This window comes from Micrococcus lylae, assembly GCF_900163825.1.
In the GTDB taxonomy this organism is placed as follows: Bacteria; Actinomycetota; Actinomycetes; order Actinomycetales; family Micrococcaceae; genus Micrococcus; species Micrococcus lylae.
This window is the reverse complement of the sequence record NZ_FUKP01000046.1, coordinates 1-13,489: the sequence shown is the minus strand read 5'-3', so window position 1 is coordinate 13,489 and position 13,489 is coordinate 1. Positions and strand designations below refer to the sequence as shown.

Sequence of the window (13,489 nt, the reverse complement as noted above, 5' to 3'; positions counted from 1 at the left end):
ACCACTTGCGCTCCCGCCGCAGGGCGTGGATCTGGGCGACCAGGACCGGATCGAGTCGGTCAGGTGAGCGCTGGGGCCGGCTGGACCGGTCCTGAAGTCCTGCCTCGCCTTGAGCCTTGTAGCGGGCGACCCAGGTGGCCACCGTGGGCCGGCTCACCCGGAACTCAGCGGCCACGTGGGATTGCGGGATCCCGTCGTTCAGGTGACGGTGGACCATCCTGAGACGGCCGGTGGGGGTCAGGGGTGCGTTAGCGTGAGTCATGAGTGGGCCTTTTCGCGCGGATGGGTTGTGTAGGAACTTCCATCCTGCGGGAGAGGCCCACTCGTCTCATCTCAGCCCGGCACCGATGTCAAGAACCTCATGACCCACAACACCTAGGCTGGATCCCATGACCCTTCCCGACGACGACCGCCGCCCCGACTCCTCCTCCACCCCGGCTGCGGTGCCGGCCTCCGCCGATCCGCGCGAATCGGATGCCGGCGCGCCGGAGCTGCCGGCCCTGCTCACCACGGAGCCGGGCGGCGACTGGGAGCCGGACGTCATCGACGGCTTCGAGGCGAAGACCTTCGCGGTGTCCGAGGACGACCAGGGTACGAACCTCGTCACGATCGTCCGTCCTGTGGCTGATGAGCGGGACCGCTCGCGAACCCCGGTGCTGCTCATCCACGGGTGGGCGGACTACTTCTACAACGAGCCGGCCGCGAAGGCCTTCGAGGATGCCGGCTACGCGTTCCACGCCATGGACCTTCACCGCTACGGACGCTCCCTGCGCGAGGGGCAGACCCCCGGGTGGACCGACTCCTTGCTGAACTATGACGCGGACATCGAGACCGCGCTCGGCGAGATCGGCCGGACCTACGAGAACAAGCCGATCATCGTGGCGCACTCGACCGGCGGGCTGGTCGCCTCGCTGTGGGCCGAGCGCAACCCCGGGCGCATCCGGGCGCTGGTGTTGAACAGCCCGTGGCTGGAGATGCAGGGGTCCACGTGGGTGCGGCATCTGGCCAAGACGATCGTGGACCCGGTGGCGAGTCGTCAGCCCTACGCCATGCTCAAGCTGCCGAAGATCGACTTCTACTGGCGCACGCTGTCCTCGGAGGCGGAGGGTGAGTGGGACCTGCACCCGCTGTGGCGGCCGAAGACCTCCTTCGAGGTGCCCGCCGCCTGGCTGGGAGCGGTGCTGGTGGGCCACGCGCAGGTGAAGGCCGGGCTGGACATCCAGGAGCCGGTGCTGACCCTGGTGTCCGAGCGCGGCTTCCGCGGCGCGAAGTTCTCCGAGGAGATGAAGACCGCGGACATCGTGCTGGAGCCTGAGACCATGGCAGAACGCGCCCTGCGCCTGGGCCGCCGAGTGACGATCAACCGCTACCCGGACGCCCTGCATGACGTCTTCGCCTCACCCGAGGCCATCCGCAACCAGGCGTTTGCAGATGTCCTGCAGTGGTTGCGGGCCTACGGGGGCTGACGGTCACGTCCCGGACTTGTCCACGGCGCCGCCGTAGCGGCGGTCACGGCGGGCATAGAGCTCGACGGCCTCGTAGAGGGTGCGGCGATCCACGTCCGGCCAGAGGATGTCCATGAACATCAGCTCGGCGTAGGCAGACTCCCAGAGCAGGTAGTTGGAGAGGCGCTGCTCGCCGGAGGTGCGCAGGAACAGGTCCACGTCCGGGGTCGGCCGGCTCCCCCGCACCCCTGCGCGGATGTCCTTGTCCAGGTAGCGGGTGAGTGTCTCCTCGCGGATGCCCTCGGGTGTGAGGTCGCCGGCAGCCACCTGCTCGGCGATCGCCCTGACCGCGTCGGTGATGGCGGCGCGGCCGCCGTAGTTCACGCACATGTGCAGGGTGGTGCCGGTGTTGTGCCTCGTCAGCTCCTCGGCGGTCCGCAGCTCCTTGATCACGGACTTCCACAGCCGCGGGGTGCGGCCGTTCCAGCGGATGCGCACGTTCCAAGAGTGCAGGGTGTCCCGCTGACGGCGGAGCACGTCCCGGGAGAAGCCCATGAGGAAGCGGACCTCCTCCGGGGAGCGCTTCCAGTTCTCCGTGGAGAAGGCGTAGGCGGAGACGTGGCCGATGCCCAGCTCCACGGCGCCGGCCACCACATCCAGCAGGGCGGCCTCACCCGCCCGGTGGCCTTCGGTCCTCGGAAGGCCGCGCTCGTTCGCCCAGCGGCCGTTGCCGTCCATCACGATCGCCACGTGCTGCGGCACGAACCTCCGGTCCAGTGCCGGCGGCCGCGCTCCGGAGGGGTGCGCCGGAGGAGCCACGATGGCCCGCTCCCGTCCGACGGGGCTGGAGACGGTGGGGTCGCGGCGGACGGGGCTCATCGGTGCTGGTCCTTCATCGAGGCGGTGCAGGTGGTGCGGCCTGAGCCATCTGCTCGAGCACGGTGAGGGACACCAGCCGGCGCTCGACGTGGAACTGCAGGTACGCGCCCACGATACCGGCGGCCTCTCGCACGGCGAGGTCCGACGCGGCGTCCGCGACGCCCCAGTCCCCCACCTGGAGTGCCGCCAGCAGCCCGACGGTCTCGGGGGCCGGCCGGGACGAGCCGGACGGCCGGCAGTCCTCGCAGACCATGCCGCCCAGGGCGATGGCCAGCGAGCGGTGCGGGCCCGGCGCCCCGCAGCAGGCGCAGTCGGTGAAGGACGGTGCCCAGCCCGCTGCGCTCAGCGTGCGCAGCAGGAAGCTGGACAGGATCAGGGAAGGCGTGTGCCGTCGTCGGGACAGGGCAGCCAGGGCGCCGTGGAACAGACGAAACTGGGCCTGTGCACCGGCGGCGTCCACGGCCGTGACGCGCTCCACCGTCTCGGCCATGGCCGCGGCGAGGGAGAACAGCTCATAGTCCGCGGCCAACCAGGTGGCGTAGGGCGTGATCAGCTGGGCCTGGGAGACGGTGTGGAGGTCCTTGCGGCCACGGGCGATCTGCAGGGTGGAGTGCATGAACGGCTCCACCACGGATCCGAAGCGGGAGGTGGAGCGCCGCACCCCCTTCGCGACGGCACGGACGATGCCGTGGTCCGGGGTGAGGATCTCCAGGATCCGGTCTGCCTCGCCGAGCCTGTGCGTGCGCAGCACGATGCCCTCGGTGCGGAAGGAATTGGCGGTGTAGCCGCCTCCGGGTCCGCGGGAGCTGCGTGCACTGCCGCGCCGAGACGCGGCTCCGCCGCCGCCCTCACCCGGTGCGGCGGCGGAGGAGCCCGTCCTCATGGGGCTCAGGCCTGGTCGCGCAGGGCGCGGTTGACGGCGGAGACCACGGCCTTCAGGGAAGCCTGGGTGGTGTTGTGGTCCAGCCCGACTCCCCAGAGGACGCGGTCGCCGATGGCGGCCTCCACATAGGCGGCGGCCATGGCGGAGCCGCCTTCGGACAGGGCGTGCTCGGAGTAGTCCAGGACCCGGACGTCCACCCCGTCCTCCGCCAGCATGCTGAGGAAGGCGGCGATCGGGCCGTTGCCGGTGGAGGTGCGGGTGGACCACTGTCCCTCCCGCTCCACCTCCACGGTCATGGAGAACACGCCCTCGGCCGGGGACTCGGTCTGGACCGCGCCGAGGTGGTAGACACCCCAGCGGCCGGCCTCGTCCTCGGCGGGCAGATACTCGTCCTGGAAGACGTCCCAGAGGTCGTTGCCGGAGACCTCTCCGCCCTGCGAGTCCGCGAGGGACTGGATGACGTGGGAGAACTCGATCTGCGCTCGGCGTGGAAGGTCCAGGTTGTGCTCCGTCTTGAGCAGATAGGCCACACCGCCCTTGCCGGACTGCGAGTTGACCCGGATGACGGCCTCGTAGGAACGGCCGATGTCCTTCGGATCGATGGGCAGGTACGGGACCTGCCAGAGCATCTCGTCCAGGTCCTTCCCGGCGGCCGCGGCATCCTGCTCCATGGCCTCGAACCCCTTCTTGATGGCGTCCTGATGGGAGCCGGAGAAGGCGGTGAACACGAGGTCGCCGCCCCAGGGGGTGCGCTCGGGCACGGGCAGCTGGTTGCAGTACTCCACCGTCCGCTTGATGTGGTCCATGTCCGAGAAGTCGATCTGCGGGTCGATGCCCTGGCTGAACAGGTTCATGCCGAGGGCCACGAGGTCCACGTTGCCGGTCCGCTCGCCGTTGCCGAACAGGCACCCCTCGATCCGGTCGGCGCCGGCCATGTAGCCGAGTTCGGCGGCGGCGATGCCGGTGCCCCGGTCGTTGTGCGGGTGCAGGGAGAGGATGACGTTTTCACGGCACTCGAGGTTGCGGTGCATCCACTCGATGGAGTCGGCGTACACGTTGGGGGTGGCCATCTCCACGGTGGCCGGCAGGTTGAGGATCATCTTGCGGTCCGTGGAGGCCTCCAGCACCGTGGCGACCTCGTCGGAGATCCGCCGGGCGAACTCGAGCTCGGTGCCGGTGTAGGACTCGGGCGAGTACTCATAGGTGATCTGGGTGCCGGTGAGCTGCTCCTCGAACTTCTTCACCAGGCGGGCGCCCTGGGTGGCGATGTCCACGATGCCGTCCTCGTCCTGGCGGAACACCACACGGCGCTGCAGCACCGAGGTGGCGTTGTACAGGTGGACGATGGCCTGCTTGGCGCCCTCGAGGGACTGGAAGGTGCGCTCGATCAGGTGCTCGCGGGCCTGGGTGAGGACCTGGATGGTGACGTCGTCCGGGATGTGGTCGCCCTCGATCAGCTGGCGGACGAAGTCGAAGTCGGTCTGCGAGGCGGACGGGAAGCCGACCTCGATCTCCTTGTATCCCATGGACACGAGGAGCTGGAACATGCGCAGCTTTCGCTCGGGTCCCATCGGATCGATGAGGGCCTGGTTGCCGTCGCGGAGGTCCACGGCGCACCAGCGGGGTGCCGAGGTGATGACCTTGTCCGGCCAGGTGCGGTCCGGAAGGTCGATGGTGAACTGATCCAGGTACGGGGCGTACTTGCCGAACTTCATGCCGGACGGCTTCTGGACGTTGCGCATGAGCGCTCACCTCTTCCTGTAGGGCCGGACGGGGCGCGGACAGCCGTTGCGTCGGCTCGCCCGGAGGGGCTGCAGGCCACGGACCGGTGCTCGCCTCCTATTGGATACCCTGCCGCATCCGCTGGACACCAGGTGACGCCGTGTCTCACTCTCCGGAACGTTCGCCGGCGGACCATCTCAGCCAAGCACAGCCCCGCCCGCACCTGGGTGGGCCCCAGACGGCGCTCAGGCCCGGCCGCGTGTGACGCGGCCGGGCCTGAGCGCTGCGTCAAAATGTCAGCAGCGGCGGTTCTGCACCGTGGAGGTGGTCACGAGCTCGTTGGACAGCGTGAGGGTCGGGTCCATGCCCTCCGGCTGGCCCGTGTACGAGATCGTCGCGTCGGTCACGCACGAGGTCAACGAGAACGACGTCCATCCGTAGCCGGGGAAGACGTAGATGTTGTTCGGCATGAACTCCACCTGGCCGTAGTAGGTGTCCCCGGACTGCGTGACGGTGTAGTCCTCGGTGGTCTTGAAGGTGACCGTTCCGGTGACCTTGATGGATCCGTCAGCGAGGGTCGTCTTCTGCGGTGCGGTGATGGACCAGTCACCCTTGACCATCTGGTTGGCCAGATGCGTGGCCGTGGTGGCCTTGGTCGTGACCCGCTTGCCTGACTGTGCACCGGTCCAGCGCCTGCTGCCGACCCTGATGTTATCGGCAGTCCAGCTGGCCGAAGGCGGCAGGATGATCTCCACGAGGGTCGTGAAGGTCGCCCCCTTCTGCAGGGTGGCCGTGGAACCCGGGACGTACCCGTCGCCGCTCTTCGGGGTCATCGTGGGCACGGACCACCAGAACCCGGAGGTGCTGACGTAGGAGCCGTCCTCACCGGAGCCGGAGTTCGTGACCGGGGTGAAGGAGCCTTCACCGTTGCGGAACAGGTTGCTGTTGCTGAAGCACTGCGAGCCGTCGTTCCAGTTGATGTCGCTCTCCGGGTTGTCCCCGGCCTCCACGGCGGCGAAGTAGGCGGCAGGGGTCTTCGGGTGGAGCTCACCCGTGTCGTCGGTGCCGTCGTAGCCGACCTCGCCGTTGTTGAGGCCAGTGGTCACGAAGAGGCCGTACTCCGCTCCCCCGGTGACCGGGCTGCTGGCGAAGGCGGGTGCGGCGGCGGCAGTGGCCACGGCCGGAACGGCCCAGGCCATGCCCGCGGTGACGGTTCGGCGATCGATCGAGCGCGGCTGCTCGTTGGTCAAGGGGAACCCCTCCTCGGAGGCTGGAGTGACTGGTGGTCGAGTTCTGGAGTGAACTGCGGATCAAGCTGTGTGACGCCTGTTCTATCCAGTGAGAGGCTAACAGCTCCCTGGGCCAGGCGCGACTGCGCCGCCCAAGCGTGTCGTCTTTCACATATGCCTCTACATGCCGAGTCGATGCAGGTGTTTCGGGTCGCGCTGCCAGTCGCGCGCGACCTTGACCCTGAGATCCAGGTAGACGTCGGTTCCGAGCATCCTTTCGATGCCGGCGCGGGCGTCTTGGCCGATCTTGCGCAGGCGAGCGCCCTTCCTGCCGATGATGATGCCCTTCTGACTGTCCCGCTCGACGTAGAGCGAGGCCCAGACATCCACCAGCGGCCGGTCCTTCGGCCGGTCCTCGCGGGGGGCCATCTCCTCGACCACCACGGCCACGGAGTGCGGCAGCTCGTCCCGGACGTCCTCCAGGGCAGCCTCGCGGATCAGCTCAGCCACCATCACGGCCTCGGGCTCGTCGGTGAGCTCGCCGTCCGGGTAGAGCGGCGGACCCTCCGGCAGCAGGTCGCCGAGGACCGTCTCCACGTCCGCCACCTGCCGGCCCTGCACGGCGGAGACGGGGACGACGGCGCGGAAGCCCTCGCCCTGGTTCTCCGGGCCGATCACCTCGTCGCCCAGGGCCGTCACGGCCAGCAGCTGCTCAGCGAGCTGCTGCGGGGAGACCTTGTCCGTCTTCGTCACGATCGCCACCACAGGCGTGCGCCTGAGGTAGCTCAGCTGCTGGGCGATGAAGCGGTCGCCCGGGCCGATCGCCTCGTCGGCCGGGATGCACATGCCCACGGCGTCCACCTCGTTGAGGGTCTCCGCCACGAGGTCGTTGAGCCGCTCCCCCAGCAGGGTGCGCGGACGATGCAGGCCGGGAGTGTCCACCAGCACCAGCTGGAACTCGTCCCGGTGCACGATGCCACGGATGGTGTGTCGCGTCGTCTGCGGCTTCGAGGAGGTGATCGCCACCTTCTCCCCCACCAGCGCGTTGGTGAGTGTGGACTTGCCGGCGTTCGGCCGGCCCACCAGGCAGACGAAGCCGGAGCGGAACTCCGGGTCCACCCCGCTGACATCCAGCAGCGGAGCCTCACGGTCCTGCCTGCGGTCCCTGCGGCTCATGCGTGCTCCTTCGTCGCGGTCTGGCCGGGTTCGGTGTCCTGCTCGTCCTCACGCTGGCGGAAGCGCAGCGGGCGGTCCTCGGTCTCGGTCACGCGCAGCCGGGAGACGCGGTTGCGGCGCGGCTCCAGGGCCTCGGCGTGCAGGACGATGCCCTGGACGGTCACCTCGGAGCCCTGGATCGGGACGCGGCCCAGGTGCTTGGCCAGCAGGCCGCCGAGGGTGTCCACGTCCTCCTCGTCGTCCAGGTCCACGTCGAACTCCTCCGCGAAGTCCGAGACGTTCATGCGAGCGTCCACGAGGTAGACGCCGTCCTCGACCTTCTCCACCTCGGGCTGGTCCTGGCGGTCGTCCTCGTCGTAGATCTCGCCGACGATCTCCTCGATCAGATCCTCCAGCGTCACCAGGCCAGCGGTGCCGCCGTACTCGTCCACCACGATCGCCACGTGGGTGGACTCGCGCTGCAGCTCCTGCAGCAGGGACGCCACGGACTTGGACTCCGGCACGAAGCGCACGTCCCGCATCCGCTCGGACACGCAGGTCTCCGGGTCCACACCGTCCTTGTGCAGGGCGCGGGTGACGTCCTTCAGGTAGAGCATGCCGCGCACGTCGTCCGCGTCCTCCCCGACCGCAGGCACGCGGGAGAAGCCCGAGCGCAGGAACAGCTGCATGGCCTGGCGGAGGTTGTGCTCCACGTCGATGGTCACCACGTCCGTGCGCGGCACCATCACGGCGCGCACGAGGGTGTCCCCCATGGTGAAGACGGACTGGATCAGCTCGGCCTCGGAGTCTGCCAGGACGTCCGCGTCGTGGGCCCGGGCCACCACCTCGCGCAGGTGGCGCTCCTGGAAGTCGTCCTCGTCGTCCACCTCGAGCTCAGGACGGCGGCGGTCCCGTCCCAGCTGGCGGGACAGCGGGCCGAGGGCCCTGGTGAGGCCGCGGACCATGCCGCCGGTGCGCTTGGCCACGGCGGCCTCGTTGCGGGAGCCGATCGGCCGTGGGGACCACACGCCCAGCAGGCCGGCGACCACCACCACCAGCAGCGCCGCGGACAGCAGCGCCGCCCACCAGATGCCGGTGAACTCCACCATCGCGATGGTGATGCACACGGCGGCCAACGACTCGGTGAGCAGGCGCCAGAAGCGCAGCGAGCCCATGTGCGCCGGCAGCTCGGCCAACACCTCCAGGGCCGTGGACTTCCCACTGGCGCGGGCGATCTCCTCAGCGTCCTTGCGCGAGAGGTAGGTGAACGCCGACTCCGCCAGGGCCAACACCCAGGTGAGGATGATGAACAGGACGAAGGCGACGACCAGGATGACGGGAGTGATCACGGCGGTTCGCTCAGTCCTCGGTGGTCGGGGCGGGGGCGGGGCGGCCGAGGACCTCGGCGACGAGGCGGTCCTGCAGCGCGAACATCTCGGCGCGCTCGTCCTGCTCCATGTGGTCGTAGCCGAGCAGGTGGAGCATGCCGTGCGTGAGCAGCAGCATCAGCTCGTCGTCACGGCTGTGGCCGCCGCGGGCCGCCTGTTCGGCGGCCACCTCCGGGCACAGCACCACGTCTCCGAGCACGCCCTCGGACGGAGCGTCCTCGGTGCCGGGGGCGAGCTCGTCCATGGGCAGGCTCATCACATCGGTGGGGCCCTCCAGGTCCATCCACTCCACGTGCAGTTCGGCCATGCGGGCGGCGTCCACCACGGTCACCGCGGTCTCGGCCTGCGGGTGGACGTGCATGCGCGCGTAGACGTGCTTCGCCATGGCGAGCAGGTCCTGTTCCGGCACGTCGATGCCGGACTCGTTCACGATCTCAACGGCCACGGCGGCTCCTTCCGGGCTGGGCGCCGCGGCCGGTCTCCGGGCGCAGGGTGTCGTAGGCGTCCACGATCGCGGTCACCAGCCGATGGCGCACCACGTCCGACGAGTCGAAGCGGACCATCTCGATCCCGTCCACTCCTTCCAGCACCTCCACGGCCTGGGCCAGGCCGGAGGCGGTCCCGCGCGGCAGGTCCACCTGGGAGGTGTCTCCGGTGATGACCATGTGTGCGCCGAAGCCGAGGCGGGTGAGGAACATCTTCATCTGCTCGCCGGTGGTGTTCTGTGCCTCGTCGAGGATCACGAACGCGTCGTTCAGGGTGCGGCCGCGCATGTAGGCCAGCGGAGCCACCTCGATGGTCCCGGCCTCCATCAGCCGCGGGATGGACTCGGGCTCCACCATGTCATGCAGCGCGTCGTAGAGCGGGCGCAGGTAGGGGTCGATCTTCTCGGACAGCCCGCCGGGCAGGTAGCCCAGGTGCTCGCCGGCCTCCACCGCGGGGCGGGTGAGGATGATCCGGTTGACCTCCTTGGCCTGCAGCGCCTGCACGGCCTTGGCCATGGCCAGGTAGGTCTTGCCGGTGCCGGCCGGGCCGATGCCGAACACGATGGTGCTGCCGTCGATGGCGTCCACGTACTCCTGCTGGTTCACGGTCTTCGGCCGGATCGTGCGGCCGCGGCCGGACAGGATGGAGGCGCGGGAGACGGCGGTGGCCGGGGCGCGGCCGCCGCGCACGAGGGTCACCACCTGCTCCATGGTGTCCGCGGTGACGGGGATGTCCTTGTGGGCGATGCCGCGCAGGTCCTCCACGATCCGGCGCACCGCGGCGACCTCGGCGGGCGGGCCGTCCAGCCCGAGCTCCTGGTCCCGGACGGAGACCTCGACCTGCGGGTACACGCCGGCCAGGATCCGCAGCAGGGCGTCCTGGGGTCCGAGCGTGCGGACCATCAGGTCCGAGGACGCGAAGTGGACGCTGTGGTGGCCGGTGGGGACGGTGGGACGGGTCTCGGCGTGAGAGGACGTCACGATGGGGTTCATCACCTCGGGGTTCGCAGGTGCTGTCAGGGGCATGCAGGACGCCTGTGCCGCAGGCGGCAACGTGGCGCGTCCGCTCATTCTACGTGCGTCACCAGCGTCCGAGCAGGTGCTGGAGGACGGCGAGGGCGGCCGGTCCCGCCGTGGAGGACCGCAGCACGTTGGTCCCGAGAAGCCGCAGCTGCACGCCGGCGTCCGTGAGCGCATCGAGCTCGCCGGCGGAGATCCCGCCCTCCGGGCCCACCACCAGCACGATCCGCTCCGCCTCGGACCAGTCCGCCGCGTCCGCGGCGGTCAGCCCCTGCGTCGCGTCCTCGTGCAGAACCACGACGACGGTCCCCTCCGTGACGAGGTCCCTCACCGAGGCGCCGGTGACGGTGGGCTCCAAGACGGGAATGCGGGCCCGGCGGGCCTGCTTGGCGGCGGCGTGGAGGGCATCGGCCCACTTCTGCCGGGCCTTGGCCTCCCTGGGGCCGCGCCAGCGCACGATCGCCCGCTCGGACTCCCACGGGACCACGGCGTCCACGCCGAGCTCTGTGGCCGTCTGCACGGCGAGGGTGTCCCGGTCCCCCTTGGCCAGAGCCTGCACGAGCACCAGTTCCGGGCGCTGTGCCGGGACGTTCTCCACCTGGTCCACGGTGACGGTGACCGAGTCCTTCTCCGCCGCGGCCACGGTCCCGTGGGCGCGCCGGCCCACGGTGTCGGCCACGAGGATCGGATCCCCCGGTCCCAGGCGCATGGCGCCGGTGGCATGGCGCGCCTCGGCCCCGGTGAGGGTCACGCACGAGCCGGGGCGGCCGTCGTCGAGGACCCCGGGCGCCACGTAGAACAGGTGCGCAGTCACGTCAGAGGTTCTTCAGGTTCTCGCGGATCCGGGCGAACATCGACTTCTGGTGCTTGGCGCCGTGGACGACCTCCTCGCCGCGCAGCTCGGCCAGGCGCTCCATGAGCTCGCGCTGCTCCGAGGTGAGGTCGGTGGGCGTGGCGACGAGGACGTTCACGCGCAGGTCTCCGCGGCCGACGCCGCGCAGTCGACCCACGCCCAGGCCCTTGAGGACCTCCACGTGGCCGGGCTGGGTGCCCTCGGCCAGGGTCACGGTCTGGGGGCCGTCCAGGGTGTCCAGGGTGACGGTGGTGCCGAGGGCCGCGGCGGCCATCGGAACGGTGACGGTGGTGGACAGGTTGTCACCCTCACGGGCGAAGGTGGCGTCCGGGGCCACGACGATCTCCACGTAGAGGTCACCGTGGGGACCGCCGCCGGGGCCGGCTTCGCCGCGGCCTGCCAGGTGGATCCGCGTGCCGGTGTCCACGCCGGCCGGGACCTTGATGGTCAGCGGCTTCCGGGCGCGCACACGGCCCTGGCCGTGGCACTCGTGGCACGGGCTCGGCAGGGTGGTGCCCATCCCCTGGCAGCCGGGGCAGGCCTCGGTGGTCATGATCGTGCCCAGCACGGACCGCACCGGGCGCTGGATCATGCCCTGGCCGTGGCAGGTGGAGCAGGTCTCCGGCGAGGTGCCGGGCTCGCAGCAGGAGCCGTTGCAGGCCTCGCACGTCACGGCCGTGTCCACCTGCAGGGTGGTCTCGGCGCCGAACACGGCGTCCTTGAGGGAGATCTGCGCGCGGATCTGCGCGTCCTGGCCGCGGCGGGTGCGGGAGGCCGGGCCGCGCTGGCCGCCGGCGGCGCCCATGAACGTCTCGAAGATGTCCGCGAAGCCGAAGCCCCCGGCGCCCTGGCCGAAGCCACCGAACCCGGCGTTGCCGTTCTCGTTGCCCGTGGAGTCGTAGTTGCGGCGCTTGTCCGGATCGCTGAGGACCTGGAAGGCGTGGGAGATCTGCTTGAACCGGTCCGCAGCCTCCTCGCCCGGGTTCACATCCGGGTGGTACTTGCGGGCCAGCTTCCGGTACGCGCGGCGGATCTCCTCCTGGGAGGCGTCGCGGGACAGGCCGAGCGTCTCGTAGTGGTCGGACACGGTGGGGACTCTTCCTTCCAGAAGACTTCAGATGGGGTTTCGAGGATGCGGTGAGGGCCGTCGTCGGGACGCGGCGAGGCCCCCGATGAGGCGGCGACCCTCAGGTGCTGAGGATCCGGGAGAGGTAGCGGGCGATCGCACGGACGGCGGCCATGGTGCCCGGATAGTCCATGCGGGTGGGGCCCACGACCCCGAGCTTGGCGACCGCGCCGGGCCCATAGGAGGCGGCCACCACGGAGGTGTCGGCCAGCGAGCCGGCATTCTCCGAGCCGATGCGGACCGAGAGGCCGGACACGTCCTGTTCCATCTCCGTGAGCAGCCGCAGCAGCACCACCTGCTCCTCCAGCGCCTCGAGGATGGGGCCGATGGACTGCGGGAAGTCGCCGTGGGTCCGCGCGAGGTTGGCGGTGCCCGCCATGACGATGCGGTCCTGGCGGCCCGCCTCCAGCAGCTGGCGGACGGCGGCGGTGAGCGTGTCCGCCAGCGGACGGTCCTCCGGCGGGACGGACAGCACGGCCGTGTCCAGGACGGCGGAGGCCTGAGCAGGCGTGAGCCCGTCCAGCGACTGCAGCAGAACCTGCTTGAGCGCGGCGAGGGTGGCGTCCTCGGCCTCGTGCTCCGTGGCGACCACACGCTGGTCCACCCGCCCCGTGGAGAGGATCAGGACCACCAGCACGCGGGCCGGCGCCAGGGAGACCAGCTCCAGGTGCCGCACGGTGGAGCCGTCCTCATGGGGGAACTGTGCGATGGCCACCTGCTGGGTCAGCTGCGCCAGCAGCCGGACCGCGTTGTCCATCATCTGCTCCATGTCCGCCTCCGGCTCCAGCAGCGCCTTGACGGCACGGCGCTCGGCGGCGGACAGGGGCTTCACCTCGGAGAGGCGGTCCACGAACACGCGGTAGCCCTTGTCCGTGGGGATGCGGCCGGCCGAGGTGTGCGGAGCCATGATGAGGCCCTCCTCCTCCAGGGCCGCCATGTCGTTGCGGACCGTGGCCGAGGAGACGCCCAGGCCGTGACGCTCCACCAGCGCCTTCGAGCCGACCGGCTCGCGCAGGGCGACATAGTCCTCCACGATGGCCTGCAGCACCTGCATGCGGCGCGGCTGTTCGCTCATCGGGACCGGACTCCTCTCCTGATCTGGTGGGCTCGGGGTGCAGGCGCCTGGTGCCTCGGCATGGCCGACCGGCTGGCACTCTCCGGGTTCAAGTGCTGATCCTACGGCGATCCGGCCGCGAGTTCACGGCGCGTCGGCGCGGGTTCGCTCACAGCGGGCAGTGACGTGGCTAGGTGTACCCGGCCATCACGTTGATGACACTCGTTGAGCGGGAGTCTTGCCCCCAAGC

13 protein-coding genes are annotated in these 13,489 nt (G+C 70.1%); 1 reads left to right on the top strand and 12 read right to left on the bottom strand.

Annotation, left to right across the window (positions count from 1 at the left end; genetic code table 11):
- A partial coding sequence (locus FM125_RS07035) for a helix-turn-helix domain-containing protein (RefSeq protein WP_143745273.1) occupies positions 1-262 on the bottom strand: 262 nt, incomplete at its 3' end.
- Positions 263-389: 127 nt separating this feature from the next.
- On the opposite strand from FM125_RS07035, the gene FM125_RS07030 reads away from it, so the two are divergent.
- The gene (locus tag FM125_RS07030) at positions 390-1,466 is read left to right on the top strand and encodes an alpha/beta hydrolase (protein WP_083315290.1); all 1,077 of its coding nucleotides are present in this window, start codon (positions 390-392) and stop codon (positions 1,464-1,466) included.
- 3 nt (positions 1,467-1,469) lie between these two features.
- Here the strand turns inward: FM125_RS07030 and FM125_RS07025 are convergent, their stop codons facing one another.
- From FM125_RS07025 to hrcA, 11 genes are all read right to left on the bottom strand, one after another.
- Positions 1,470-2,324 carry an isoprenyl transferase gene (locus FM125_RS07025; protein WP_087134104.1) on the bottom strand — a complete coding sequence of 285 codons (855 nt, stop codon included), beginning with the start codon at positions 2,322-2,324 and terminating at the stop codon, positions 1,470-1,472.
- Between the two features lie 13 nt (positions 2,325-2,337).
- Positions 2,338-3,207, bottom strand: a complete 870-nt coding sequence (gene recO / locus FM125_RS07020; protein WP_087134103.1) for a DNA repair protein RecO — start codon at positions 3,205-3,207, stop codon at positions 2,338-2,340.
- Between the two features lie 5 nt (positions 3,208-3,212).
- On the bottom strand, positions 3,213-4,949 hold the full coding sequence (gene leuA / locus FM125_RS07015) for a 2-isopropylmalate synthase (RefSeq protein ID WP_087134102.1): 1,737 nt from the start codon (positions 4,947-4,949) through the stop codon (positions 3,213-3,215).
- Between the two features lie 276 nt (positions 4,950-5,225).
- Positions 5,226-6,179 (bottom strand): hypothetical protein, encoded by a 954-nt coding sequence (locus tag FM125_RS07010; RefSeq protein ID WP_087134101.1) that lies wholly within the window; start codon positions 6,177-6,179, stop codon positions 5,226-5,228.
- 159 nt (positions 6,180-6,338) lie between these two features.
- Positions 6,339-7,334, bottom strand: coding sequence for a GTPase Era (era, locus tag FM125_RS07005; RefSeq protein ID WP_067191916.1), 996 nt, complete (start codon positions 7,332-7,334; stop codon positions 6,339-6,341).
- Positions 7,331-8,662 (bottom strand): hemolysin family protein, encoded by a 1,332-nt coding sequence (locus FM125_RS07000; RefSeq protein WP_067191914.1) that lies wholly within the window; start codon positions 8,660-8,662, stop codon positions 7,331-7,333. The genes era and FM125_RS07000 overlap by 4 nt, the downstream gene beginning before the upstream one ends.
- 10 nt (positions 8,663-8,672) lie before the next feature.
- Entirely contained in the window at positions 8,673-9,146 is a 474-nt protein-coding gene (gene ybeY, locus FM125_RS06995) for an rRNA maturation RNase YbeY (RefSeq protein WP_067191912.1), read from the bottom strand.
- Positions 9,136-10,206 (bottom strand): PhoH family protein, encoded by a 1,071-nt coding sequence (locus tag FM125_RS06990; protein ID WP_087134105.1) that lies wholly within the window; start codon positions 10,204-10,206, stop codon positions 9,136-9,138. The genes ybeY and FM125_RS06990 overlap by 11 nt, the downstream gene beginning before the upstream one ends.
- Positions 10,207-10,267: 61 nt before the next feature.
- Positions 10,268-11,020 (bottom strand): 16S rRNA (uracil(1498)-N(3))-methyltransferase, encoded by a 753-nt coding sequence (locus FM125_RS06985; protein WP_087134100.1) that lies wholly within the window; start codon positions 11,018-11,020, stop codon positions 10,268-10,270.
- A gap of 1 nt (position 11,021) precedes the next feature.
- The gene (dnaJ, locus tag FM125_RS06980) at positions 11,022-12,146 is read right to left on the bottom strand and encodes a molecular chaperone DnaJ (RefSeq protein ID WP_087134099.1); all 1,125 of its coding nucleotides are present in this window, start codon (positions 12,144-12,146) and stop codon (positions 11,022-11,024) included.
- 100 nt (positions 12,147-12,246) lie between these two features.
- Complete coding sequence (hrcA, locus tag FM125_RS06975; protein ID WP_070639056.1) at positions 12,247-13,260, bottom strand: heat-inducible transcriptional repressor HrcA; 1,014 nt, start codon at positions 13,258-13,260, stop codon at positions 12,247-12,249.
- Positions 13,261-13,489 lie beyond the last annotated feature (229 nt).

What these genes read in the sequence shown, in the direction of transcription:
- leuA (WP_087134102.1), bottom strand. Translation starts at nt 4,949, where the DNA reads ATGCGCAACGTCCAGAAGCCGTCCGGCATGAAGTTCGGCAAGTACGCC.
- recO (WP_087134103.1), bottom strand. Translation starts at nt 3,207, where the DNA reads ATGAGGACGGGCTCCTCCGCCGCCGCACCGGGTGAGGGCGGCGGCGGA.
- era (WP_067191916.1), bottom strand. Translation starts at nt 7,334, where the DNA reads ATGAGCCGCAGGGACCGCAGGCAGGACCGTGAGGCTCCGCTGCTGGAT.
- FM125_RS07030 (WP_083315290.1), top strand. Translation starts at nt 390, where the DNA reads ATGACCCTTCCCGACGACGACCGCCGCCCCGACTCCTCCTCCACCCCG.
- hrcA (WP_070639056.1), bottom strand. Translation starts at nt 13,260, where the DNA reads ATGAGCGAACAGCCGCGCCGCATGCAGGTGCTGCAGGCCATCGTGGAG.
- FM125_RS07025 (WP_087134104.1), bottom strand. Translation starts at nt 2,324, where the DNA reads ATGAGCCCCGTCCGCCGCGACCCCACCGTCTCCAGCCCCGTCGGACGG.